Origin of the sequence: Halovalidus salilacus (assembly GCF_031852275.1) — an archaeon.
GTDB lineage: Archaea > Halobacteriota > Halobacteria > Halobacteriales > Natrialbaceae > Halovalidus > Halovalidus salilacus.
In genome coordinates this window covers 2,320,140-2,344,309 of sequence record NZ_CP134700.1, presented here as the reverse complement: position 1 = coordinate 2,344,309, position 24,170 = coordinate 2,320,140, and the positions used below count along the sequence as shown (strand labels likewise).

Annotated in this window: 19 protein-coding genes and 1 pseudogene; 13 read left to right on the top strand and 7 right to left on the bottom strand. The window is 67.8% G+C overall.

Annotation, left to right across the window (positions count from 1 at the left end; genetic code table 11):
* Positions 1-151: 151 nt before the first annotated feature.
* From RJT68_RS11695 to RJT68_RS11685, 3 genes and pseudogenes are all read left to right on the top strand, one after another.
* Positions 152-2,478 (top strand): annotated as a pseudogene (locus tag RJT68_RS11695) (amino acid permease).
* A 118-nt stretch (positions 2,479-2,596) separates the two neighbouring features.
* Positions 2,597-2,914, top strand: a complete 318-nt coding sequence (locus tag RJT68_RS11690; RefSeq protein ID WP_407036738.1) for a winged helix-turn-helix transcriptional regulator — start codon at positions 2,597-2,599, stop codon at positions 2,912-2,914.
* A gap of 13 nt (positions 2,915-2,927) precedes the next feature.
* Complete coding sequence (locus RJT68_RS11685; protein ID WP_407036737.1) at positions 2,928-4,361, top strand: FAD-dependent oxidoreductase; 1,434 nt, start codon at positions 2,928-2,930, stop codon at positions 4,359-4,361.
* Between the two features lie 108 nt (positions 4,362-4,469).
* Here the strand turns inward: RJT68_RS11685 and RJT68_RS11680 are convergent, their stop codons facing one another.
* Together RJT68_RS11680 and RJT68_RS11675 are read right to left on the bottom strand one after the other, a co-directional pair.
* The gene (locus RJT68_RS11680; protein ID WP_407036736.1) at positions 4,470-4,691 is read right to left on the bottom strand and encodes a hypothetical protein; all 222 of its coding nucleotides are present in this window, start codon (positions 4,689-4,691) and stop codon (positions 4,470-4,472) included.
* Positions 4,692-4,771: 80 nt separating this feature from the next.
* Positions 4,772-5,242 (bottom strand): hypothetical protein, encoded by a 471-nt coding sequence (locus RJT68_RS11675; protein WP_407036735.1) that lies wholly within the window; start codon positions 5,240-5,242, stop codon positions 4,772-4,774.
* Positions 5,243-5,351: 109 nt separating this feature from the next.
* On the opposite strand from RJT68_RS11675, the gene RJT68_RS11670 reads away from it, so the two are divergent.
* Together RJT68_RS11670 and RJT68_RS11665 are read left to right on the top strand one after the other, a co-directional pair.
* The gene (locus RJT68_RS11670) at positions 5,352-6,230 is read left to right on the top strand and encodes an HAD-IIA family hydrolase (protein ID WP_407036734.1); all 879 of its coding nucleotides are present in this window, start codon (positions 5,352-5,354) and stop codon (positions 6,228-6,230) included.
* Positions 6,231-6,367: 137 nt separating this feature from the next.
* Positions 6,368-7,507, top strand: coding sequence for an SDR family oxidoreductase (locus tag RJT68_RS11665; protein WP_407036733.1), 1,140 nt, complete (start codon positions 6,368-6,370; stop codon positions 7,505-7,507).
* An 83-nt stretch (positions 7,508-7,590) separates the two neighbouring features.
* Here the strand turns inward: RJT68_RS11665 and RJT68_RS11660 are convergent, their stop codons facing one another.
* Positions 7,591-8,037: an acyl-CoA thioesterase gene (locus tag RJT68_RS11660; RefSeq protein WP_407036732.1), complete on the bottom strand. Its 447-nt coding sequence runs from the start codon at positions 8,035-8,037 to the stop codon at positions 7,591-7,593.
* A gap of 133 nt (positions 8,038-8,170) precedes the next feature.
* On the opposite strand from RJT68_RS11660, the gene RJT68_RS11655 reads away from it, so the two are divergent.
* Both RJT68_RS11655 and RJT68_RS11650 read left to right on the top strand, forming a co-directional pair.
* Entirely contained in the window at positions 8,171-9,943 is a 1,773-nt protein-coding gene (locus RJT68_RS11655; RefSeq protein WP_407036731.1) for a TraB/GumN family protein, read from the top strand.
* A gap of 55 nt (positions 9,944-9,998) precedes the next feature.
* Entirely contained in the window at positions 9,999-10,631 is a 633-nt protein-coding gene (locus RJT68_RS11650; RefSeq protein WP_407036730.1) for a zinc metalloprotease, read from the top strand.
* Positions 10,632-10,655: 24 nt separating this feature from the next.
* Here the strand turns inward: RJT68_RS11650 and RJT68_RS11645 are convergent, their stop codons facing one another.
* Entirely contained in the window at positions 10,656-11,282 is a 627-nt protein-coding gene (locus RJT68_RS11645) for an RAD55 family ATPase (RefSeq protein ID WP_407036729.1), read from the bottom strand.
* 431 nt (positions 11,283-11,713) lie between these two features.
* Here RJT68_RS11645 and RJT68_RS11640 point away from each other — a divergent pair, with 431 nt between their 5' ends.
* Both RJT68_RS11640 and aceB read left to right on the top strand, forming a co-directional pair.
* Entirely contained in the window at positions 11,714-13,459 is a 1,746-nt protein-coding gene (locus RJT68_RS11640) for an L-lactate permease (RefSeq protein ID WP_407036728.1), read from the top strand.
* A gap of 204 nt (positions 13,460-13,663) precedes the next feature.
* Entirely contained in the window at positions 13,664-14,971 is a 1,308-nt protein-coding gene (gene aceB / locus RJT68_RS11635) for a malate synthase AceB (protein ID WP_407036727.1), read from the top strand.
* A 93-nt stretch (positions 14,972-15,064) separates the two neighbouring features.
* On the opposite strand, the gene RJT68_RS11630 is transcribed toward aceB, so the two are convergent.
* The gene (locus tag RJT68_RS11630; protein WP_407036726.1) at positions 15,065-18,163 is read right to left on the bottom strand and encodes an FAD-binding and (Fe-S)-binding domain-containing protein; all 3,099 of its coding nucleotides are present in this window, start codon (positions 18,161-18,163) and stop codon (positions 15,065-15,067) included.
* A 223-nt stretch (positions 18,164-18,386) separates the two neighbouring features.
* Between RJT68_RS11630 and pyrB the strand changes: the two genes are divergently transcribed.
* From pyrB to RJT68_RS11610, 4 genes are all read left to right on the top strand, one after another.
* A complete protein-coding gene (gene pyrB / locus RJT68_RS11625) occupies positions 18,387-19,319 on the top strand; it encodes an aspartate carbamoyltransferase (RefSeq protein WP_407036725.1) in 933 nt (310 codons plus the stop codon).
* A complete protein-coding gene (gene pyrI / locus RJT68_RS11620) occupies positions 19,312-19,809 on the top strand; it encodes an aspartate carbamoyltransferase regulatory subunit (RefSeq protein ID WP_407036724.1) in 498 nt (165 codons plus the stop codon). The genes pyrB and pyrI overlap by 8 nt, the downstream gene beginning before the upstream one ends.
* A 401-nt stretch (positions 19,810-20,210) precedes the next feature.
* Complete coding sequence (locus RJT68_RS11615) at positions 20,211-21,044, top strand: hypothetical protein (RefSeq protein WP_407036723.1); 834 nt, start codon at positions 20,211-20,213, stop codon at positions 21,042-21,044.
* A gap of 398 nt (positions 21,045-21,442) precedes the next feature.
* Complete coding sequence (locus RJT68_RS11610; protein ID WP_407036722.1) at positions 21,443-22,669, top strand: putative sodium/potassium/calcium exchanger; 1,227 nt, start codon at positions 21,443-21,445, stop codon at positions 22,667-22,669.
* 139 nt (positions 22,670-22,808) lie between these two features.
* Here RJT68_RS11610 and RJT68_RS11605 read toward each other — a convergent pair whose 3' ends face one another.
* Together RJT68_RS11605 and RJT68_RS11600 are read right to left on the bottom strand one after the other, a co-directional pair.
* Positions 22,809-23,162 carry a hypothetical protein gene (locus RJT68_RS11605; protein WP_407036721.1) on the bottom strand — a complete coding sequence of 118 codons (354 nt, stop codon included), beginning with the start codon at positions 23,160-23,162 and terminating at the stop codon, positions 22,809-22,811.
* Positions 23,163-23,264: 102 nt separating this feature from the next.
* Positions 23,265-24,041 (bottom strand): enoyl-CoA hydratase/isomerase family protein, encoded by a 777-nt coding sequence (locus tag RJT68_RS11600; protein ID WP_407036720.1) that lies wholly within the window; start codon positions 24,039-24,041, stop codon positions 23,265-23,267.
* Between the last annotated feature and the right edge of the window lie 129 nt (positions 24,042-24,170).

The following is a 24,170-nucleotide window of genomic DNA, read 5'->3' as shown; positions in this document are numbered from 1 at the left end:
TGCCGACCGCCGTCAAACCGCTCACCGACCGTTCGATCGGTCGAGTAGCATCTCGACCGCCGCGGGAGGGGTCCCGCCGGGTCGGCCGCTCGAGGCGGCAGATGGTAGCGAAGCGATCGATTGACCCGAAGCGGTCGACGGGGGTGGTTCCGTGAGCAGTGACACCGAACTCGCGAAAGACCTCGGTCCGCTCGCCGCGCTCACGATCGGCGTCGGGACGATGATCGGCGCGGGGATTTTCGTCCTCCCCGGACCGTCGGTCGCCCAACTGGGGCCGTTGACGGCGCTCGCGTTCGTCCTCGGCGGTGCGATCGCGCTGTTGACCGCCCTCTCGGCGTCCGAACTCGGCACGGCGATGCCCGTCTCCGGGGGCGCGTACTTCTACGTAAATCGCGGACTCGGACCGCTGTTCGGCTCGATCACCGGCTGGGGGAACTGGCTCGGACTCGCTTTCGCGTCGGCGTTTTACATGTACGGCTTCGGCGAGTACGTCAACCAGTTCGCGGTGGTTCCGGGGCTGACGCTCGGCCCGATCGGCCTCGAGCCCGCGCAGGTGATCGGTCTGGCCGGTGGCGCGTTTTTCATCTCGGTCAACTACGTCGGGGCGAAGGAGACCGGTCGGTTGCAGAACGTGATCGTGATCATTCTGGTGGTGATCCTCACCGCCTTCACGGCGTTCGGCATTTACAACGCGGATCTCGCCACGCTCAGACCGATCGATCCGTACGGCTGGGAACCGCTCTTGCCGGTGACGGGACTCGTCTTCGTTTCCTACCTCGGCTTCGTCAGATCACGTCAGTCGCCGAGGAGATCCGCGATCCCGGGCGGAACCTCCCGCGAGCGGTCATCGGGAGCGTCGTCATCGTCACGGCGATGTACGCCCTGATCCTGCTCGCGATGTTGGCTGCCGTCGAGACCGGCGTCGTGGCGAACAACGACACGGCCGTCGTGGACGTCGCACGACGGTTGATGGGCCCGGTCGGCGCCGCCGCGCTCTTGTTCGGCGGCCTGCTCGCGACCGCGTCGTCGGCGAACGCCTCGATCCTCGCCTCCTCGCGGATCAACTTCGCGATGGGGCGTGACAAGCTCATCACGCAGAAGATCAACGAGGTCCACCCCCGGTTCGCCACCCCGTACCGGGCCATCGCGATCACCGGCGCCATCATCCTGCTTGCCATCTTCGCCGGTAACATCGAACAACTGGCGACCATGGGGAGCGTGCTCCACCTGATCGTCTACGGGTTGTTGAACCTCGCACTGATCGTCTTCCGCGAGTCGAACCTCGAGAGCTACGATCCGTCCTTCGAGGCGCCGTTCTATCCCGCGACGCCGATCCTGGGGGCGGTGCTCTCGTTCGCGCTGATCGCGTTCATCGAGCCGTTCGTGATCTTCCTCGCGGCGATCGTCGTCGCCTTCGCCGTGATATGGTACCTCGCGTACGCCCGCGCGTCCGTCGAACAGGAGGGCGTCCTCAGCCAGCTCGTCCTCGAGCACTCGGAGGTGCTGCCCGACGCCGCGGTTTCGGCGACGATGAGCGTCCAGCCCAACGAGAGCGACTACCGCGTGCTGGTCCCGCTCGCCAACCCGGCCCACGAGAAGTCGCTCATCTCGCTTGCATCGGCGATCGCGGAACCCCGCGACGAAACCGTCGTCGCGGTGAACATCGTGCAGATCCCCGACCAGACGTCGCTCGAGGCCGCCCGCGAACAGGGCGACCACGAGGTCGCGCGCCACCTGCTCGATCGGGCGCGCGCCGACGCGGAGACGTACGACGTCGACGTCGAGACGCACGTCGTCCTCTCCCACCGCGCGTTCGAGGAGGTGTTCGACGCCTCGAAGCGGTACGGCGTCGATCTGACCGTGATGGGATGGGGGCCGGACGGCCACGGCGCGCCGGGTCGGGCGGAGACCACGATCGACGAGCTGGCCCACTCGCTGCCGAACGACTTCCTCGTGTTCCGCGATCGCAGATTCGATCCGTCGCGAATCCTCCTCCCGACGGCCGGCGGTCCGGACTCGGAACTGGCCGCCGCGACCGCGCGAGCCCTGCGATCGCAGTTCGACTCCGAGGTCACCCTCCTGCACGTGGCGGACGAGGGGGATCGCGAACGCGGCCAGGCGTTCCTCGAGTCGTGGGCCGCCGACCACGGCCTCGAGGACGCCGAGTTACGGGTGGAAACCGGCGACGTCGAGTCACGGATCGCCGAGACGGCCGCCGAGGCCACGCTGCTGTTGATCGGCGCCACCGAGCGCGGTATGCTCTCGCGGCTCGTTCGGGGCTCGCTCGTCCTCGACGTGCTCGACGAGGTCGAGTGTTCGGTCATCCTCGCGGAGAAACGTCACACGCGGACGATTCGGGAGCGCCTCTTCGGCGGCGGCGCTCGCTCGAGGCCGCGAGCGGAGCGGGGCGTCTCCCCCGAGCCGACGACGCCGGCGGTCGGCGACGACGGCGACGACGGTCGGTCGGAGCGGGAGTGACCTCGAGTTCCCCGGGGCGCGCTCGCGTGACCGCTCGTCGCGGGTCGTCCACCCGGTCGTGCACTGCCTGTGCACGCGCGCCGCATCGTTTACGTCGTCGCGGGGTGAATACCGATCGATGGCACCGCCCGCAGAACGGCTGACCGATCAACCTCCGAGCGCCAAGCTCGTGTTCAAGATGCTCGAGTACGACGGCTCGCTCACGCAGAAAGAACTCGCCGACGAAACGATGCTGCCCCAGCGAACCGTTCGATTCGCCCTCTCTCGTCTCGAGGAGGTCGACCTCGTCGAGGATCGAGTGTCGTTCCGAGACGCCCGCCAGTCGGTGTACTCGCTGACGGACGCGGGCGAGCGAGCGACGCCCTCCGACGTTCGACCGAACGCGGAAAGCGACGCCAGGGCCGGGACCGAACGCGGGACCGGCGTCGGGGAGTGACGATCGCGGGTCCATGAGCGACACCTTCGTCGTCGTCGGCGGCGACGCCGCCGGGATGTCCGCCGCGAGCAAAGCGAAACGCGACGACCCCGACCTCGAGGTGGTCGTCTTCGAGAAGGGCGAGTGGGTCTCCTACGGCGCCTGCGGTCTGCCCTACTACGTCAAAGGCGAGATCCAGTCCCTCGAGGCGCTCGTCTCGGTCACGCCCGAGGAGTTCCGCGAGGAGCGCGACATCGACCTCCGAACGGGTCACGAGGTCGTCTCGATCGACCCGGACGAGCGAACGGTGACCGCGGAAGCAGTCTCGGACGGTGACTCGGAGTCCGTCGTCCAGCCCTACGATCGCCTCCTCATCGCGACGGGGGCCGAGGCGGTCGTGCCGCCGATCGGCGGCGTCGACCTCGAGGGCGTCTACACCCTCGGCTCGATGAGTGACGGGAAGGAACTGCGCGAGTACGTCGCTCGAGCGCGCGACGGGGAGTCGTTCCAGCAGCCCGATCGCGGTCCGGCCTGTCGATTCCTCGAGGACTGCGCCGGTCCGGTGGCCGTCGTCGGCGGGGGCTACATCGGGATCGAGATGGCGGAGGCGCTCGCGGCGAACGAGTACGAGGTGAACCTCTTCCAGCGATCCGGGCGCGTACTCACGGGGTTCAGCGAGGCGACGAGCGAGGCCGTCGCCGACCACCTCCGCGAGCGGGAGGTCGCGCTCCACCTCGACGCCGAGGTCGAGGAACTGACGAACGACGGCGACGGGGCCGTCGAGGCGGTCGTCACCGCCGACGATCGCGTTCCCGTCGAGATGGTCCTGCTCGGCACGGGCGTCCGGCCCCGAACGGCCCTCGCAGAGGACGCGGGGATCGAACTCGGCGAAACGGGCGCGATCGCCACCGACGCGTACCGGGAGACGAGCGCCCCCGACGTCTACGCGGCGGGCGACTGCGCCGAAGCCACCCACGTCGTCACGGGCGAACCGACGTACGCGTCGCTGGCGCTGACCGCGAACCGTCACGGACGCGCGGTCGGCCAGACCGTCGCGGGACGGCCGACCGAGGGCGGCGGCGTCGCCGGCACGGCGGCCGTCAAGGCGTTCGACGTCGAGGCGGCCAGGACCGGGATCGTTGACGAGGAGGAGGCGCGAGCGGCCGGATTCGATCCGGTCACAGAGACGATCGAGGCGAACTCCCGCGCCGGCTACTACCCCGAAGGCGGCACCGTCACCGTCACGCTCGCTGCCGATCGGGACTCCGGACGGCTCCTCGGCGCGAGCCTGGTCAGCGAGTTCGGCGAGGGGGCGGTCCACCGCAGTCACGCGGTCGTCGCCGCGCTCACGGAGGGCGCCACCGTCTTCGACCTCGAGGACTACGACCTCGCCTACGCGCCGCCGTTCAACACCACCTGGGATCCGGTGCTCGTCGCCGCGAAGGTGCTCTCCGGGACGCTCCGGTGACGGTCGATCGGGCGAACGCGATCGCTCGGCGCGTCCCGGATCGGAAAAGAGGGTTCTGCGGGTGACCGGGCACCGTTCGTCTCCGCGGTCGTCTGTCTCCCGGACGGATCAGTGGGACCCCGACTGCTGCTCGATGACGTCCGAGGCGTTGCTCAGCTCCGCGGCCGTAACCATCAGCAGGTCGTCGAGCGTGATGATCCCGGCCGTGACGTCACCCGCCGTCAGGTCGTCCATCGAGTCGGCGTCGCGGAGCGCGAGCACGTCGACGACGGTCGGTTCGTCGGTCGTTCTTCCGCGACTGGCCGGCGAACCGATAGAGGCCTTCCTCACGAGGAAGCCGCGACTGGCGGCTCGAGTGCGCCGGGTCGTGGCTCGGGTGGCTGTCTCGCCGTCTCTTCCGAACGGTGCGATCAGTCGAAGTCCGGGAGGTCCTCGGGCGGTTCGTACTCCGCCTCCCAGTCGATGTACTCCTCCTTGAGCGTCTCGCAGACGATCTGCCCGAACTCCGTCAGTTCGGCGTTGATCGCCGAGACGGTCCCCCACGAGTCGAGGTCCGGGTGGTACTCGCGTTCGCGCCAGTCCTCGGCGACGCCGGGGGCGTGGTAGCCGACCCTGTCGGCGAAGTCGTCCCAGAAGAAGTCGAACTCGGCGAAGAGGTCCATTTCCCTGGCGATCTCGAACTCGCGAGGTTCGAGGTCCGTATCCGCGGCCCACGTCGCGAACGCCTCCTCCCATGCGCCCTCCTCGAGGAACGCCTGGAGCTCCTCGCGGCGGTAGTCGACCTCGGTCGGATCGTCGGCGCTGATCGTCGCGTCCTCGTACTCGTTCGGGTCGACGAACGACAGTTCCGGCGGATCGGGGGTCTCGACCTCGAGCGTCATACCCGGAGGTAGGCAAGCTCGCGGGATAAGAATTCCCACCCTCGACGTCCTCGAGCGGGCGCGGTGGCGTCCACAACACTCAACCGCCTCCTCGTCGTTCGCCCGAGCGATGACGGAATTCGGATACGAGGCGGCGATCCTCGACGTCGACGGCACCATCGTCCGGGGCGACGAACTCATCCCCGGCGTCCCCGACGGCCTGCGCGCGCTCGAGGGGGCCGGCTGTGCGCGCCTGCTCTTCTCGAACAATCCGACGCGGGGCGGGGCCCACTACCGGGAGAGACTCGCGCCGTACGGGATCGACGTCGAACCCCAGAACGCGCTCACCTCGGCGACCGTCTCGGCGGAATTCCTCGCCCGAACGCACCCCGACGAGACCGTCTTCCTCGTCGGCGAGAACCGCCTCCAGCGCGTCCTCGAGGACGCCGGGCTCGAGGTGACCAGGGACCCCGACGAGGCCGAGGTCGTGCTGGGGTCGTACGACCACCGCTTTTCCTACGACGTGCTCCGGGACGCCCTCGGCGCGCTCGCGGGTGAAGTCCCCTTCTACGGCACCGACCCCGACGTGACGATCCCCACCGACGACGGCGCGATCCCGGGCTCCGGATCGATCCTGGCCGCGATGGAGGCCGTCGCCGGACGGGAACCCGACGCGATCCTCGGCAAACCCTCGAGCGTCGCCGCCCTCGCCGCCATGGACCGACTGGGCGTCCGGCCGAACGAGGGGTTCGCTCTCGGCGCGGATCGGGATCGCACCCGCCAGCGAGCGGTGGACGGCGACGACCGCGACGACCGGTCCCTCACGCCCGAGCGGGTGCTCGTGGTCGGCGATCGGCTCAACACCGATATCGCCCTCGGCGCGCGGGCCGGAATGGGGACGGCGCTCGTCCTCAGCGGGATCACCGAGCGGGACGAGGTCGGCGCCGGCGAGTTCGAACCGGATCACGTCCTCGAGTCGCTGGCGGACGTCGGCGAGCTGTTCGAGTGATAGGCGCACGACCGGGGCTTCGGCGTCCGTCCGTCCGGACCCTGATCCGGCGCGCGTACCGCGCTCGAACGAGGCGCATGCCTATACAGGCGACGGTCGCAAGACGATCGTCGCCCTCGCGTCGGACACGATACACTATGAGCGTGCAACTGAAACCCCTCGAGGAGCAGACGATCGTGATCACGGGCGCGACGTCGGGGATCGGCCTGACCACCGCCCGAATGGCCGCCGACCGCGGCGCGAACGTCGTGGTCGCCGCGCGGAGCGAGGACGAGTTACGCACCCTGACCGAAGAGATCGAGGCCGAAGGCGGGAGCGCCGCCTCCGTCGTCGCGGACGTGAGCGACCGGGACGGCGTCCGAGAGATCGCCCGCACGGCGGAGGAGGCGTTCGGCGGCTTCGACACCTGGGTCAACGGCGCGGCGATCCCAATCTACGGCAGACTCGAGGACGTCCCGGTCGAGGAGATGCGCGAGCAGTTCGACGTCAACGTCTGGGGCGTGCTCTACGGCTCGCTCGAGGCCGCCGAGCGCCTGAAGGGGCGCCAGGAGGGTGAAGGCGGCGCGATCGTCAACGTCGGGAGCATCGTCTCCGACCGCGCCATCCTCCTCCAGGGGAGCTACTCGGCGTCGAAACACGCCGTCAAGGGGTTCACGGACGCCCTGCGGATGGAACTCGAGGAAGAGGGCGCGCCGATCTCGGTGACGCTCGTCAAACCGAGTTCGATCGACACGCCGTACCCCGAGCACGCGAAGAACTACATGGACGAGGCCGCGACGCTCCCGCCGCCGGTCTACGCGCCCGAGACAGTCGCGCGGGCGATCCTCGACGCCGCCGAACACCCCCGGCGGGACGTGACCGTCGGCGCGGGCGGGAAGGGCATGGTCCTGCTCGGCGAGTGGGCCTCGGGCCTGATGGACACGATCATGGAGGCAGTCTTCACGGACCTCCAGCGAAAGGACGAACCGTCGCTCCCGAACGACGCCAACGCGCTCGAGTCTCCCGCGGGCGACCTTCAGGAGCGCGGCGGGTACGAGGGCCACGTCGCGGAGACGAGCCTCTACACGCGACTCACCCAGCGCGGGGGGTCGACGAGCGCGGCGCTCGGCGCCGGCCTCCTCGCGGGGGCGGCGTACGCCGGGTACAGGACGATCCGCGGCGCGGACGAACCGAGCGGATCGGACGAATCGGCGCCCGCGCCGGCTCGAAACGCCCGATCGGACGACCGCGACTCGCGGTCGCGGATCCGAGCGATCTCGGGCCTGGTGAAACGCTGAATTCCGTCCGGCGCTCGCTGGATCGCCGTCCGTCGCTCGCGGGATCGATGCCGGTACGAGAATCGAGCGGTCGCCGAGCGCGATCACTCCTCGCCGGCGGCCCCCTCGAGCGCCTTTCGTCTGAGCCGTTTCCCCCGCTCGCTCGAGACGGTCAGTTCGGGCACCTCGGTGGGCGCGCCGTCCTCGTCGATGGCGACGAAGACGAAGTAGGATTCGGTGGTCCGCTCCCGCTCTCGCGTCTTGAGGTTCTCGCGCTCGGTGATGATCCGGACGCGGACGCTCGAGGTGCCGGCGTCGTAGACGTAGGCGGTGATGAAGGCGGTGTCGCCCACGGCGATCGGGCGCTCGAAGTTCATCCGATTGACGCGGGCGGTGACGCAGTTCTCCCCGGAGAACCGCATGGCGCTCATCGCGCCGACTTCGTCCATCCACTTCATCACGTGTCCCCCGTGGGCCGAGTCGAGCGTGTTGGCGTGATTCGGCTGAACCATCTCGCGGTTTTCGACGTAGGTCTCCATGAGGTCGGTCATCGGCGGAGGTTGCTCGAGGCGCCTGATAGGTGTGTCGCGACGGGATCACCGACGGCTCGAACCGCCCGCCGGACCCCAACCGTCCGGTAGCGAGTCCGATACTGGTAAAAGCCGCGGCCGAGTTTGGCCGGTAATGAGCGATGCAGGCGACGTCGACGTGCCGGAGCCGCCCGAGCCCTCCGGCTCCGGGGGCGGACGCGGGTCGGTCACGGTGCTCGGCACGGCCCACGTCTCCAAGAAGAGCGTCGACGAAGTCAACGAGGCGGTCGACCGCGAGTCCCCGGACGTGGTCGCCGTCGAACTCGACGAGGGGCGGTACCGCCAGATGCAGGGCGGGACGCCGGACGACATCGAAGCGGAGGACCTCCTCTCGGGCAACACCGTCTTTCAGTTTCTGGCCTACTGGATGCTCTCGTACGTCCAGTCCAGGCTCGGCGATCAGTTCGACATCGAACCCGGCGCGGACATGCGCGCGGCGATCGACGCCGCCGAGCGGAACGGCGCGAGCGTCGCGCTGGTCGACCGGGACATCCAGGTGACGATCCAGCGCTTCTGGACCCGACTCACGCTCACCGAGAAGGTCAGGATGGTCGGCGGGCTCGCGCTCGGCGTCACCGACCCCCGGACGGTCGGCCTCTCCCTCGGGGCCGCCTTCGGCGCGTTCCTCGGGCTTATCGTCGGGGCGTTCCTCGCCCCCCTGCTCGGGGTCGGCGACCTCTTTACGCTCGGGCTGGCCGAGCCGACGACCCTCAGGTACGTCGGCGCCGCCGGCCTCGGTATCATCGCCGGCCTGTTGATCGGCGGGCTCTTTCTCCCCTCGCTCGAGCGAGCCGACGACGGAGGCTCGAGCGGCTTCGCCCTTCGACTCGGCGCCGGCGTCGCCATCGGCCTCGCCACCTGTCTCGGCCTCGTCGCCACGGGAACGTTCGTCGGACCGCTCTCGGCGGGCACCTTCGAGAGCGCCGGCGGCTACGTCCTCCGCGGGACGGTCGGCGTGCTCGCGGGGCTCGGAGTCGGCGTCCTCTTCGGCGGGGTCTTCGGGCTGGTGCTCCAGGCCCTCGGCGGCGACGTCGAGGAGATCGATGAGATCGACATCGAGGAGATGACCGACGGCGACGTGGTCGCGGCGATGATGGAGGAGTTCCGCCAGTTCAGCCCCCGCGGGGCCAACGCCCTGATCGACGAACGGGACGCCTACATCGCCCACCACCTCCACCGGTTGCGCGAGCAGGGGTACGACGTGCTCGCCGTCGTCGGCGCCGGTCACAGGGCGGGGATCGAACGCTACCTCGCACATCCAGCGGAACTGCCGCCGCTCGAGTCCATCTCCGAGACCGCCTCAGGGCGGCGGTTCTCGATCGCGAAGGTCTTCGGCTACCTCCTGATGGTCGGCTTCGTCGGCTTCTTCTTCCTCTTGCTGATGGCCGGCGTCAGGAACACGCTCCTGCTCCAGTTGTTCATCGCGTGGGTGCTGTTCAACGGGATCCTCTCGTTCTCCCTCGCCCGCCTGGCGGGGGCGCGCTGGACGAGCGCGGGCGTCGGCGGCGCGGTCGCCTGGTTGACGAGCATCAACCCGCTTCTCGCCCCCGGGTGGTTCGCCGGCTACGTCGAACTCAAACACAGGCCGGTGAACGTTCGCGACATCAACACGCTCAACGAGATCCTCGACGACACCGATCGGCCGTTCGACGAGGCGTTTGCCGACATGCTCGACGTGCCGCTGTTCCGCCTCATCATGATCGTCGCGATGACCAACGTCGGCAGTATGATCGGGACGTTCCTGTTCCCCGTCGTCGTCCTCCCGTGGTTCGGCACCGAGATCGGCGGCGTCGACGCGCTGATCGCCGAACTGATGCGCGGAGCGCAGAACAGCCTCGAGTTGCTCCTCGGAGTGATCGGCTTCTGATGAGGGGGACGATTCCGCCGTCGCGACCGCGTTCGACGATGCGGGTGATCGTTCGATGAGCGTCCGAACCGGGAAGGATCGAACCGCCCCGCTGACGTTCAGCGACCAGGAGCTGTTCGACCTCGCCGCGGCCTGGGTCGCGCTGAGCCTCGCCTTCGCCATCCTCATGACGCCGATCAGCACGACCTACGTCGACGTCGGACGCCTCCTCACGATGGCGGCGCTGAGTTTCGTGACCGTGGGCGTCGCGTTCCTGCTCCACGAACTGGCACACAAGGTGGTCGCCGTCCGGTACGGGCAGGTCGCCGAGTTCCGCGCCGACTACGGGATGCTGTTCGTCGCGCTGATGAGCGCGCTCGTCGGCTTCCTCTTCGCCGCGCCGGGGGCCGTCTACCACAGCGGACGCGTGAGCGAGCGGGAGAACGCGATGATCGCGCTCGCCGGCCCGCTGACCAACCACGGCCTGGCCGCGCTCTTCCTCCCGCTCTCGCTCCTGCCGGGCATCTTCGGCGTCGTCGGCCAGATGGGCGTCTGGATCAACCTGTTCCTGGCGGCGTTCAACATGCTCCCGTTCGGTCCGCTCGACGGCAAGTCGGTCTGGAACTGGAACAAAGTGGTATTCGCGGTCGTCTTCGTCCCCACCGTCGCGGTCGCCGGCTACGTCGTCCTCTTCGTCGGCCCGTTCTGAGCCGCGCGTTCCCACCCGGACCGTTCAGGCGATGTCCCGGCTCGTGTCGATCTCGACCGCCTCGGTCAGCTCGAGTTTGATCACGTCGGTCGGCTGGCCACCGCCGCGGAACTTCGGGATCGCGAGGTGGTTTTCGACCTGCGTGCCGGAGACCTTCGTCTGGAGGTCGAAGACGGCGTCGGCGACGTGTTCGGTCTGCGTCCGGTTGATCGGTTCGTCCCGCCCGGTCAGACAGTGGAGGATGGCGATGCTCCCCGTCTCGAGCATTTGCGATTTGAGGTCGTTGAGGAAGGTCAGGTACTCCTCGCGGTCGGTTCGCTCCAGGGCGTCCATCGTGTCGACGATGAGGTTGGCGCCGTCGGGGAGGGCGCCGATGAGTCGGGTCGCCTCCGTCAGTGGGTCGTCGCTCGAGACGTACCTGACCGTCGGACTGCCGACTTTCGCCTGCGAGGACTCGATGGCGTGGCGGACGACGTCGTCCGTGCGCTCGGTGGTCAGGTAGAGCGTGCCGCGGGCGGCGGTGAGTTCGTGGAGGAGGAGTTCGGACTGACTCGCCGGACTGGCGGTGTACGCGACGACGAATCCCGGCGGAAGCCCGCCGTCGAGCTTCCGATCGAGCACGTCGATTCCGGTCTCGAGCCGTCCCGCCATGCGATTGTAAATAATTGCTGCAGGGCCCGCATAACTCTTTGCTTTGTGCGAAGGCGGCGGCGTGGCGCGGTTAGGGGCCGGATATCGGCCGAGCGAGGCGGACATCGGAACCGGTCCGATCGCCGCTCCGACCGAGTTCGACGACCGATCGGCTACCTGGTTCTCCGACCGCCCGTTACCCCCTCGAGCGCGTTCCCGACGATCACCCGTCGGTGGCCGGTTCCGCGTCGGTCGACCGCTCCCGCTCGGTGCCCGCACTCTCGAGCGCACTCGCCATACCGTATAAACGAGGCGATAGTTCACGATCGAAGACATCCGGTGGATTTAATATGATATATGTGATACGCCGCGCCATACCATGCGATTGATAATGACACACAATGATCGGCGCCGAGCGGGAGGTATCGCGACGCCGAGGGGGTGGTGGTAAGATGGTTAGCGCCGTCGAGGTTTTCTTCGCGGCCGTCCCGCTCCTGATCACCGCGGGGCTCCTCATCGGGCTCCTCTGGCCCGCGACTCGAGCGATGCCGATCGCCTGGCTCTCCGCGGCCGTGATCGGCTTCGCGGTCTGGCAAATGCCGCCGGACTGGGTCGCCGCCGCGTCCATCGTGGGCGTGATGACCGCCCTCGAGATCCTCTGGATCGTCTTCGGAGCGCTCGTGCTCTTGTACACGCTCATGCACGCCGGAGCCTTCGACCGCATCAATCGGGGGTTCGTGTCGATTAGCGACGATCGTCGGGTGCAGGTCGTGTTGCTCGCGTTCTTCCTCGCGACGTTCATAGAGGGGGCGGCCGGCTTCGGGACGCCCGCGGCGGTCGTCGCACCGCTGTTGTTGGGACTCGGCTTCCCGGCGCTCGCCGCGGTCGTCGCCGCCATCATCGGCCACATCATCGCGGTGACCTACGGCGCCGTCGGGACGCCGATCATCGTCGGGATCCAGGATCCGCTCTCCGCGGGCGGCTACGAGGAGGTGCTCGCCGGGGGCGGTTACACGGTGCCCGAGTTCGCCACGCAGGTGGCCGCCTGGGCCGCGACGTACCACGCGCTCGTCGGGTTCACGATGCCGCTGTTCGCCGTCGGGATGGTCGTGTACTTCTTCGGCGATCGCGATACCCGATCGCTGAAACCGGCCTGGGAGGTGGCGCCGCTCTGTCTGTTCGCGGGCATCTCCTTCGCGATTCCGTACTGGATTTCGGCGTGGTTCTTCACCGCCGAGTTCCCGAGCCTGATCGGCTCGATGGTCGGCGGTGCCGTCGTCGTCGGCGTGCTCCGCGCGGGGTACCTCCTCCCCGACACCGAGTGGGACTTCCCGCCGCAGGAGGAGTGGCCGGACCACTGGGTCGGGACGATCGAACCCGGGGAGAACGGAACCGGATCGGGCGACCCCGGGCGGCCGGCGGTGGCCGACGGCGGCGTCGTTCGCGGCTCGGAGATGTCGCTGCTGCGCGCCTGGTCCCCCTACGTCCTGCTCGTCGTGCTGTTGGTCGTCACTCGAGCGGTCGACCCGATCTCGACGTTCATCAACGAACCCAGCTTCATCGTCGAGTGGTCGTCCATCCTCGGGACGGGCCTCGGAAACGACATCGCCTGGATGAATTCGCCCGGCTTCTGGCTCGTCGTGAGCGCGCTCGTGGCGATTCCGATACTGCGAATGGACGGCGCGCAGGTTTCCGCCGCGTGGCGGGAGGCCGCCGAGAAGCTCGTCGCGCCGTTCATCGCCCTCGTCTTCGTCATCGCCATGGTGCAGGTGATGATCAACTCGGGGGCCCACCCCGGCGCACCCGAAGACGGGAGCATGATCGTCGTCCTCGCCGAGGCGACCGCGAACACGTTCGGGCAGGCCTATCCCGCGGTTACGGCGCTCATCGGCGCGCTCGCCGCGGCCATGGTCGGCTCCAACACGGTGTCGAACATCACCTTCTCGGGCTTCCAGCTCGAGGCCGCACAGCAACTCGGCTTGCCGATCCAGATCATCGTCGGCGCGCAGGCCGTCGGCGGTGCGATCGGTAACCTGATCGCGATCCACAACGTCGTCGCGGCGCTCGCGACCGTCGGGCTCGTCGGCCAGGAGGGTCGCGTCATGCGGCTGAATCTCATCCCGCTGATCTACTACACGGTCGGAGTGGGGGTCCTCGCGATGTTGTTCAGCTACGTGCTCTTCCCCGGCCTGTTCTGACGCCGCTCGACTCCCTTTTCCCGGTTTTCGGGCGGTTCGAAGCGCCGAACGCCCCCTCGCGATCGATCGGCCGGCGAGAGCGCCGTACCTTCGACGCGACCGACCGGGGAGCCGCTCGGGTTTCCGAGGCGGCGTCAGACGCGCCTCCGCCCCGACATTTTCCCGATTACCTTTAATACCGATCGGGTGATACCACGACCGTGTATGAGTGATAAACGCAAGCACGATCGGGCGTTCGTCCGGACGTTCTTCACGACGCCGACGGCGGAGCAGGGGGAGGACGACCCGGCCAAGAAACTCCGCGGTGCGATCGGGCTCCGCGGCATGCAAGCGCCCGACGTCTGGGTGCCGGACAACGAGGACGCGACGGCGCCGAGCATGCGCGACGAGGGCGCGGAGAACGTCGCCGAGGTGGTCGCCGAAGGCGGCGCCGACTTCCCCGGCGAGATCCACCCCCGCGTCGTCTGGCACCGCGACGACCCCGGGACCCGGTACCGGGGCTTTCAGCACATGCTGACGATCGCCGATCCCGAGAAGGGCGCCGTCGACCACGTCGACGGCTTCGTCATCCCGGAGGTCGGCGGCATCGACGACTGGAAGAAAGCCGACGAGTTCATCACAATCGTCGAACACGAGTACGATCTCGAGGAGGGGAGCCTCGCGATGTCGGTCATCGTCGAGAGCGGGGCGGCCGAACTCGCGATGGAGCGCCTCCGCGACGAGATGGGCAAGCCCGACAACAACCTGGAGCGCCTCTTTCTGCTCGTCGACGGCGAGGTCGACTACACCAAGGACATGCGCGCCATCACGCCCACCGGCGCCCTGCCGCCGTGGGCCGAACTGCGGCACAACACCTCACGGGCTGCGAGCGCGGCAGGCCTCATCGCGGTCGACGGCCCCTACGACGACATCCGCGACGTCGAGGGCTACCGCGAGCGGATGACCGAGAACCAGGCCAAGGGGATGACCGGCATCTGGTCGCTGACGCCGGGGCAGGTCGTCGAGGCGAACTGGGGGCCGCTCCCGCCCGAGGAGAGCTACTGGCTCGTCGACGAGGGCGGCCGCGAAGTCGAACTCGAGCGCGAGGACGGCGTCGAGGTCTACGACGGCGACCGGATCTCCCTCGAGGGGGCGGGCGACGGCTACGTCCTCACCGTCGGAAGCGACGAACGGCGTCTCGCCGACGAGGACGAGCTTCGGGAGGAACTGCTCGCCCTCGTGGACTACGTTCCGAGCATGAACGACGTCGTCGACTCCATGGAGGAGTTCGAAGAGGCGAAGGAGGCTGGACGGGGTGCGATCGCCATGACGCGGTCGGCGACGATCCGTATCGACGGCGTCGAGGTCGACGTGAGCTCCGACCGAATGTGGGACGAGGCGACGTACCAGGCGATGATGGTACCGGTCGCGCTGTTCCAGGACGTCTACGAGAACCGACCCGACCAGCGAGACGACCTCGCCGAGCGCTACGGCGAGGACGTCGTCGACCGCGCGATGGCCGTCGGGAGCTGACGGCCCTGGGCCGAGGGTTCCGCAGCGAGGATCCGGGCGTCCACGATCCGGTCGCCGACGGAGAAGTCGATCGGGGTCGACGGTCCAGGTCCCCTACTCGCCGTCGGCTACGATTCTCCGATCGGCCGTGTCCGACGCCCCCTGGTCGTCGTCGGCCCTCCGTTTCGGTCCGACGACCGCCTCGGCGACCTTCTCGACGGGGTGTGGCGGCTTCGACGCCCCGGGGCGGTCGCCGAGCTGGGTCCGACAGGACGCCCCCGGCGCGGTGACGACGTCCCCCGAACTCCGTTCCACCTGATCGAAGAGGATTCGACCGATCGCCTGCGACAGCTCGTAGTGCTCGGCCTCGTAGCCGAACGACCCCGCCATGCCGCAGCAACTCGAGTCGAGCGGGTCGACCTCGTAGCCGACGCGGCGCAGGACCCCCACCGCGTGGTGGTCCTTGTTCGTCGCCTTCTGGTTGCAGTGGCCGTGGTACGTGAGGGCCTCGTCGGGCGCGTCGACCCGGAGTTCGTCCTCGAGGCGGGCGGCGTCGAGGAACTCCATGATACCGTAGGACGATCCGGCGACGAGTTCGACGTCCTCGCCGTCGAGGAGGTCGAGGTACTCGTCCTGGAACATGACCGCGTCGGACGGTTCGACGAACGCGACGGTCCACCCGTTGTCGACGAACGGCCGGAGTTCGCGCACGTTGTGCTTCGCGTGCTCCCTGGCCCGGTCGAGAAAGCCCGTCGAAAATGCGGCGCGGCCGCTCGGAGCGAGGGAGTCCGGAACGAGGACGCGATAGCCGGCCGTTTCGAGCACCTCGACGGCCGCTTTGCCCGGTTCGGGGTAGCAGTAGTTCGTGAACGTGTCCGGGAACAGGATCACCTTCCCGGCGGCGTCGTCCCGCGGGACGGTCGACCCCCCTCGCGAGCGGAACCAGTCCCGTAGCGTCTCCCGACGGAACGTCGGCAGTTCGCGCTCCGGCGCGATACCGAGGAGTTTCTCCATGACCAGCCTCGCACCGGGGAGCGTCGGCCCGACGTTGGAGAGCGGCGCCAGCGCGCTCCCGAGCGCCGCGTACCGGTCGATGTCGCCGAACAGCCGCGACCGAAGGCTCGACCCGTTTTCCCGGTGGTACTGGTGTTTCACCTCCGCCTTCAGTTTCGCCAGGTCGACGCCGGTGGGACAGTCGCTCTTGCAGCCCTTGCAGCCGACGCAGAGATCGAGCACCTGCTCCTGGAACGTCGACGAGTGGAGCTCCTCGGGCGGAAGCTCGCCGGAGATGGCCGCTCGGAGCATGTTCGCTCGCCCCCGGGTCGTCTGGATCTCCTCCTTCGACGCCCTGTAGGTCGGACACATCACGTCCGAGGTCGTCTGTCGACACGTTCCACACCCGTTACACAGTTCCACGAGGTGGGAGAATCCGCCGTCGTCGTCGAAGTCGAGGGTCGTCCGGGGCTCGAGCGACTGGTAGTCGGCGCCGTACCGGAGGTTCTCTCGCATGTCGGCGCCGACCCCGCGATCGGAGTCCGGTCCCGGGTCTTCGGGGCCGTCGCGGTAGACGACGTTACCGGGGTGCATCAGCCACTCGGGATCGAACGCCGTCTTCAACTCCTTGAACGCCCGCCAGAGGTCGTCGCCGTACATCTTCGGATTGAACTCCGTGCGCGCCATTCCGTCGCCGTGCTCGCCGGAGAACGCGCCGTGGTGTTCCAGCACGAGGTCGGTCACGTCGTCCGTAATGGAGTGCATCGTCTCGATGCCCTCCCCCCGCTTGAGGTTGAGGATCGGGCGGATGTGCAGCGTTCCGGAGCCGGCGTGGGCGAAGTAGGCGGCCGATGTGTCGTGGTCGTCGAGGACGGCCTCGAATTTCTGGACGTACTCGGCGAGCTCCTCGGGGGGGACCGTCGCGTCCTCGATGAACGGGTACGGTTTGGGGTCCCCCTCGAGGCTCATGAGCAGCGGGATCGACGCCTTCCGGAGCTTCCACAGGTCCGCCTGATCCTCCTCGGCGTACGCTTCGATGACGTCGAACGCGCCCCCCTCCTCGAGGAACCGCTCGTTCGTCTCGCCGACCGCGTCCTCGAAGTCGTCGACGAGTTCGTCGTCCCACTCGAGCATCAGGGCCGCCGTGGCCGCCGTGGGAATCGGTTCGGCGTACTCCGCGTAGCCGTCCGACTCGCGGGCGAGCCGGAACACCTCGTCGTCCATCAGTTCGACGGCGCTCACCGGGAACTCGAGCGCCTCCGGGACCGCCTCCATCGCGTCGATCAGGTCCTCGAAGAAGTAGACGGCGAGCGCCGTCTCCTCCGGCCTCGTCACGAGCGAGACCGTCGCTTCGACGACCACACCGAGGGTCCCCTCCGCGCCGACGAAGAGCTTCGCGAGGTTGATGACCTCCTCGCCGTCCTCGTTTTCGTAGACGACCTTCTGGAGGTTGTACCCCGACACCGAGCGTTTCAGCGACGGGTAGCGGTCCGCGATCTCGTCCTCGTGCTCGTCGACCAGCCGGCGGACGGTCCGGTAGATTCGCGCCTCGAGGTCGTCTCCGGCCACGATCCCCTCGTACTCCTCGCTATCCAGGACGACCTCCCTCGCGTGCAGGAGGGACCCGTCGGCGAGCACGGCTTTCACCTCCTCCGTGTACGCGTCGGTGATCCCGTACCGGACCGAGTGAGCGCCGGTGGAGTTGTTCCCGATCCCGCCGCCGACCGTCGCTCGATTCGAGGACGCCGGATCCGGGGCGAACTTGAGCCCGTACTGCTCGAGGTGGGCGTCGAGGTGGTCCTGGACGACTCCCGGCTGAACGGTCGCGCGCTTCGCGTCGGCGTCGACCGCGAGCACGTCGTTCATGTACTTCGAGAAGTCGAGCACGATACAGCCCCGCCCGACGGCCTGTCCGGCGAGGGACGAACCGGCGCCTCGCGGGAGGATCGGAACGTCGTACTCGCCCGCGACCGCGACGGCGGCCCGAACGTCGTCCACGTCGCGAGGGATGACGACGCCCGCGGGACGGGCCTGGTAGATGCTCCCGTCGCTCGCGTACAGTATCTGGGTGTACTCGTCGAACCGCACGTCGCCGTCGACTCGTTCCCTGAGCGCGCTGGCGACCGCGGCGTACGCCTCCACGTCGGGCCGATCGTGATCGAGCACCCCTCCCGACGGCCCCGGATCTCGTTGCCGGTCGCGCGGATTTTCGATTGCCATACGCACTATTATTTATGTGAAATCATAAAAACCACTCCCCGTCCCACCGTCGGGTACGGCGACCGATTTCGGCGGCTTCGGGTTCCCCCTCGGATTACGGGTTCCGCTTCGAATAGATCGGTCGATCGGCGCCGTTGGCCCGTCCCGATCGACGCTCCGGACGGACGCCGAGAAGGGAGAGATTCAAGGGGGAACGGCACAGCCTACACGAACAGACGTACAGATGCGCCACGATCACCTCATCACGAGTAAACAACTCTCCCGGGCGGACATCGAAGCCGTGCTCGACCACGCCGCCGAGATCGCCGCCGATCCGGACGCCGTCGCGCACCGCCACGACGGCCGACTCCTCGGACTGCTCTTCTTCGAACCGAGCACGCGGACGAAGATGAGCTTCGAGACGGCGATGAAGCGCCTCGGGGGCGACGTCGTCGACATGGGATCAGTCGAATCCTCGAGCGTGAAGAAGGGCGAGACGCTCGCGGACACGGTCCGGGTCATCGAGGGCTACGCCGACGCGCTCGTCCTGCGCCACCCCAGGCAGGGGGCGGCGACGATGGCGGCCGCGTTCGTCGACGTGCCGCTTGTGAACGCCGGGGACGGCGCGGGCCACCACCCGACCCAGACGCTCCTCGACCTCTACACGATCCGCGAGAACGCGGGGCTCGACGACCTGACGATCGGGATCATGGGCGACCTGAAGTACGGCCGAACCGTTCACTCGCTCGCCTACGCGCTGACGAACTTCGACGCCAACCAGCACTTCATCAGCCCCGAGAGCCTGCAGCTTCCGCGAGAGGTCGTCTACGACCTCCACCAGCAGGGGGCGTCGGTACGCGAGCACGATGGACTCGAGGAGGTCCTGCCGTCGCTGGACGTCCTCTACGTCACCCGCATCCAGCGCGAGCGGTTCCCGGAGGAACAGGAGTACCGTGAGGTGGCCGGGGAGTATCAGATCGACGCCGACGTGCTCGAGGACGCCCGCGACGACCTCACGGTGATGCACCCGCTCCCGCGGGTCGACGAGATCGCCCCCGAGATCGACGAGACCGACCACGCCGCCTACTTCGAGCAGGCCCACAACGGCGTGCCGGTCCGGATGGCGCTGCTCGACGTGCTCCTCGGCGAACCGACTCGAGGTGATCGGGATGAGTGACCGAAGCGACCGTCGCGACGACGGAACCGACGACGCGAACCACAAGCTCCGCGTGAGCAAGATCCGAAGCGGGACCGTCATCGACCACGTTCGGGCCGGTCAGGCGCTGAACGTGCTCGCGATCCTCGGCATCGACGGGAGCGAGGGCGAGGAGGTCTCCGTGGGGATGAACGTCCCGTCGGATCGGCTGGCCCGCAAGGATATCGTCAAGGTCGAGGGCCGGGAGCTGAGCCAGGACGAGGTCGACGTCCTCTCGCTGATCGCCCCGGACGCGACGATCAACATCGTCCGGGAGTACGACGTGATCGAGAAACACCGCGTCGAGCGACCGGACGTCGTCGAGGGCGTCCTGTCGTGTCCGAACGCCGGGTGCATCACGAGCGACGACGAACCGGTCACCTCCCGGTTCGAGGTGCTCGACGACGCTGTCCGGTGTTCCTACTGCGAGCGGATCGTCCGCGACGACATCGCCTCGCTGATCGACACGTAACCGGCGCGCAAACGCCGGGTACCGCCGGTTTCTGCCGGCTTCGAGTCGACCGCACCCTCGCGGCGTCGGTGTGGACGCCGTCCGAGCGTTCCCGTGGGGGACGATTCCGTGCACACCTGTCGCTTTCGAAGAGAGTCTCCAGAATCTCTAAGTAGTCAGCGATAGAACATTCTCGTGACCATGTCCCGAACCATCAAGTTCGTGATCGCGCTGGCCGTAATCGCCGTCCTGTGGAAAGTCGTCGCCGGCGGTTCCTCCGACGTCGAAGTGGACTACGAACCCTCCGAGTGAACCGATCGACGAGCGACCACCCGAACGGCCGGACGCGACCCGACCCGTACGGATCCCCGAACACCGCCCGAGACCGAACGGCTTACCCGTGCGGCGTCGTACCACCGCTCATGTACGGCGTCGTCACGCGTAACGCGGAGGAAGTACGGTGGCCCGAGTTCGACCGCGGCTTCTACGAGGTCAAAGACGTCACCGGACGGTCCGCCGATCCGCTCCCGGACGCGGTCAACATGGTCTCCTGCTTCGGCGACAACGCCGCCGCGGACGCCGAACCGTCGCTCGTCCCGATCGACGACGAGGGGCGGCGGGCGACGCGCGAGGAGCCCTACTTCGACTGGGCCTACATCTGCCCCTCGAGGGAGGAGTACCGCGAGGGCCTGCTCGAGATCGTCGACGACTGCGTCGCGGCCAGCGATGACGTCCGCCTCGACGACGTGGGCTTTCCCCGACCCGAGTACTGTCGCTGCGACGAGTGCGAGCGCCGGTTCGCCGAAAGCGAGTACGACGACCGGTTCGAGTGGCGCGCGAGCGTCATCACCGCGTTCGTCGAGAGGGCCGTCGAGCGAATCCCCGGTCGCGTCTACCTGACGCTCTACCCCGACCCTTACCCGGGCCACCTCCACGAACGCGCCGGCCTCGACCTCGAGGCCCTCTCCGATCTCGTCGACGAGTTCGTGATCCCGCTGTACGACACGGCCTACGGAACCACCTACTGGCTCAAGATCATCGCGAAGGGGTTCGAGAGCCGCCTCGAGACGCCGTTCAGCGTCGAACTGTACGCGGTCGACGTCGACGTCGACGACCTCATCCACGCCGCGGAGGTCGCGGGCTCGTACGCGAATGACGTCCTCTTCGGCTACGACGCCGGCAACGCCCGCGCGGCGCTGCGCCGGATGAAGGCCGAACGGCGCGATGGGGTGACCCACGGCGAACCCGGTACGTAACCGCGGTCGAACCGGATGATCGATCGCCGTCGATTCGATTCACGCCGGGCCCTACGACGCCCTCAATCACGTCCGACTTTCGCCGAGTTGGTGTCGAGTTCGCCAACGTTCGGTACGCAAACCGGTCGGCGGAGACGTCGCTTCCGAGAGCCGCGATCGTAAGGGTCTGTTTCGATCGACTAATCCGTCGTTTGCCGACGAAACGGCGGATCACGGGGGGCGACAGGGGCATTCTAGTCAGATTGTATACATCCCCGCGTTGTGACCCCTTATCGCCGTGCCGGAACCGTTTCACGCGGTTGGTGAGGTCCTTCGCGCTGGAACCGACGACCGCCTTTATCTAAAACTCGGTCGCCGTCGGTCACGAACGGGGAGCGATTTCCTCGCGCGAATCACCGATGACAGACCAACAACCCCAGCAGCGATCGATCGCGTCGAACTTCCAGGAAACGACACTCAACCAGAGCCAGCAGGCGCTCGAGCAGGCGATGAAGGTCCAGCAGAGCGCCGCGCGGATGGCGCTGAGCGCCCTCGAGTGGCAGGACACCGCCCAGCGGCAGGGCCTCGAGATCACGAAGTCCCTGCTACAAAACTACCTCCAGGGCGTCGAAACCGTCGTGCCCGGAATGGAGCAGGCGATGGAACGAGGGATGCAAGGGATGCAACAGGGGACGTCCCAGATGATGGCCGGTCAGCAGGAACAACAGGGACGAACTGGCCAGATGACTGGGCAAACAGGTGGTCACCAGCACCAGATGGGCGGCCACCAGCAGTTCCAGACCGGCACCCAGTTCGAACGGTCCGGCCAGATGGGCGGGCAGACGGGTCGAATGAGCGGTCAAACTGGTGGCCAAACTGGTCAGATGAGCGGTCAGGTGGGCGGACAAGGAGGTCAGATGGGCGGCCACGCGGGCGGTCAGACCGGCCAGCAATTCGGTCAGCAGCGGAGCCAGACCGGAGGATGGTCCCAGCAGAGTCAGGGCGGGGGCCAGCACCACGAGTTCGGCCAGCAACGCGGACAGATCGGCGGTTCGGAGATCGGCAGCGGTCGTAGTCAGAGCGAGAGCCGGATGAGCGGCCACCAGCACCGGACGGGCGGCCACCGGCAGTCCCGGACCGGTTCCCAGTTCGAACGGTCCAATCAGGTGGGCGGTCAAACCGGTCAGATGGGCGGTCAGATGAGCGGGCAGACTGGGCAAGGAACGCAGTACGGTCAGCCCGAACGCCAACAGCAGCAGTACGGTCAACAGGAAGGAGGATCGATGCACGGTCAATCGGGGCAACAGCAGTACGGACGGACCGAACAGCAGTACGGTCGAACCGGCGGTCAGTCCGGATACGGGCAGGAATCACAGCAGGGCCACCGGTACCAGCAGGGGCGCGAACAGCGAGGGGAACCGTCATCGCGGGAGGCCGGCGGACGCGAATCGCGCCGACAGCCGGTTACGCAGGGTCACGGCGGCGAGGCCGGCGGCGTGCGGTCCGGCGGGTACGAATCCTCGGGCCGCGAACCCGAGTCGGGGTACGAGCGGAGCGACGAGGGCGACGAGGAAGACGAGTACTCGACGGAAGATATCGACGTCTCGAGCGACGAGGACGAGGATTCCGACGAGGAGTCCGAGTAGCGACGCTGAGACTTCGTCCTGCGCGGTTGGCGATCTCGAACGGCGGTCGACCGGGGTGAGTCCGCCGATCCGACGGAAAGAAGCGAACGGTGACGAAACGGTGCGGTGCGATCGTACCGCCTGCGGAGCGGGACCGGCGTTAGCGAGTCCGGTCGCGATCCTCGTCTCGGTCGCCGATTCGGTCGGTGCCAGTATCGGTGTCCATTCCGGAGTCGGTTCCCATTCCGGAGTCGGTTCCCATTCCGGTGTCCGTGATCTCCCTCTCGAGGCGGATCTCGTCGTCGGTCACGGTGGCGACGGCCTCCTCTTGCAGCGGGTAGGTGTCCTCGTCAGTTCCGCCCCAGCCGAGTTTGGACTTGATCGTGTCCGTGATTCCCGGGTCGGGCTGGACGTACGCCGTCCCGTGTTCGACGTCCGATACGATGCCGACCTCGTCGCCGTCCGCGTTGACGACTTTCTTTCCCTCGTCGTTCTCGTCGAAGTGTGCGCACATTACGATGGGAACCACCACGAATGCGAGCAAGTCGCTGGTGCTTGCGCTGGCATGGAAATACCCGACTACTGACTCGAATCGGCGATCGCTCCGGGAGACGGATCAGTACTCCTCGAACGCCGGTTCCCGCCCCTCGAGGAAGGCCGAGACGCCCTCCTCGTGGGCGTCGGAGGTGAGCGCCTGCACCTGCAGGAGGTTCTCGTAGTCGAGCGCCTCCGCCCAGTGGCGATCCAGATTTTCGTGCATCGCTCGCTTCATCAGCCCGATGGTGGTCGTCGGCCGCGCGACGAGTCGCTCGACCGTCTCCTCGACGCGGTCGTCGAGTTCTTCGGGCGCAACGGCCTCGTTGACCAGGTCGAGGTCGGCTGCGCGCTCGGCGTCGACGAACTCGCCCGTAAAGGCCAGCTTCTTCGCCGCCCGCAGGCCGATCAGCTTCGGGAGCACGAACGTTCCGCCCGTGTCCGGGATCAGGCCGACGCGGACGAACGCGCAGGAAAACCGCGCGTTCGCCGCGGCGTAGGCGATATCCGAGAGCGCGACGATCGCCAGTCCCGCGCCCACCGCGTCGCCGTGAACCTTCGCCACGATCGGCACTGGACACTCGAGCATCGCCTCGACGATCCGCCCGAACGTCTCGGTGACCTCCTCGTAGGCCGCCTGCGGGTCCTCGCGGCTCTCGCCGCCTTGCATGTCCCCGACGTCCCCGCCGGCGCAGAAGACGTCGCCCTCGCCCGCCAGCACGATCGCGTCGTCCTCCTCGGGCGCCGCGTCGGCGATCGCCTCCGCCAACTCGAGGGCGTGGGCTTTCGTCAGCGCGTTGCGGACGTCCGGTCGATCGAACGTGATTCGCATCACTCCGTCGTCGCGTTCGACGTGCATGCCTCGAGCGTCACGCGCTCGAGGCATAACTGTGGGCGTTCGAATGGGTTCTGAGCGGATTCTCGCTGGAGGATCGGTTCCCGGTGCCCGGGCGAATGCGATCCGTCGTGTTGAACGAAACGCATGTTC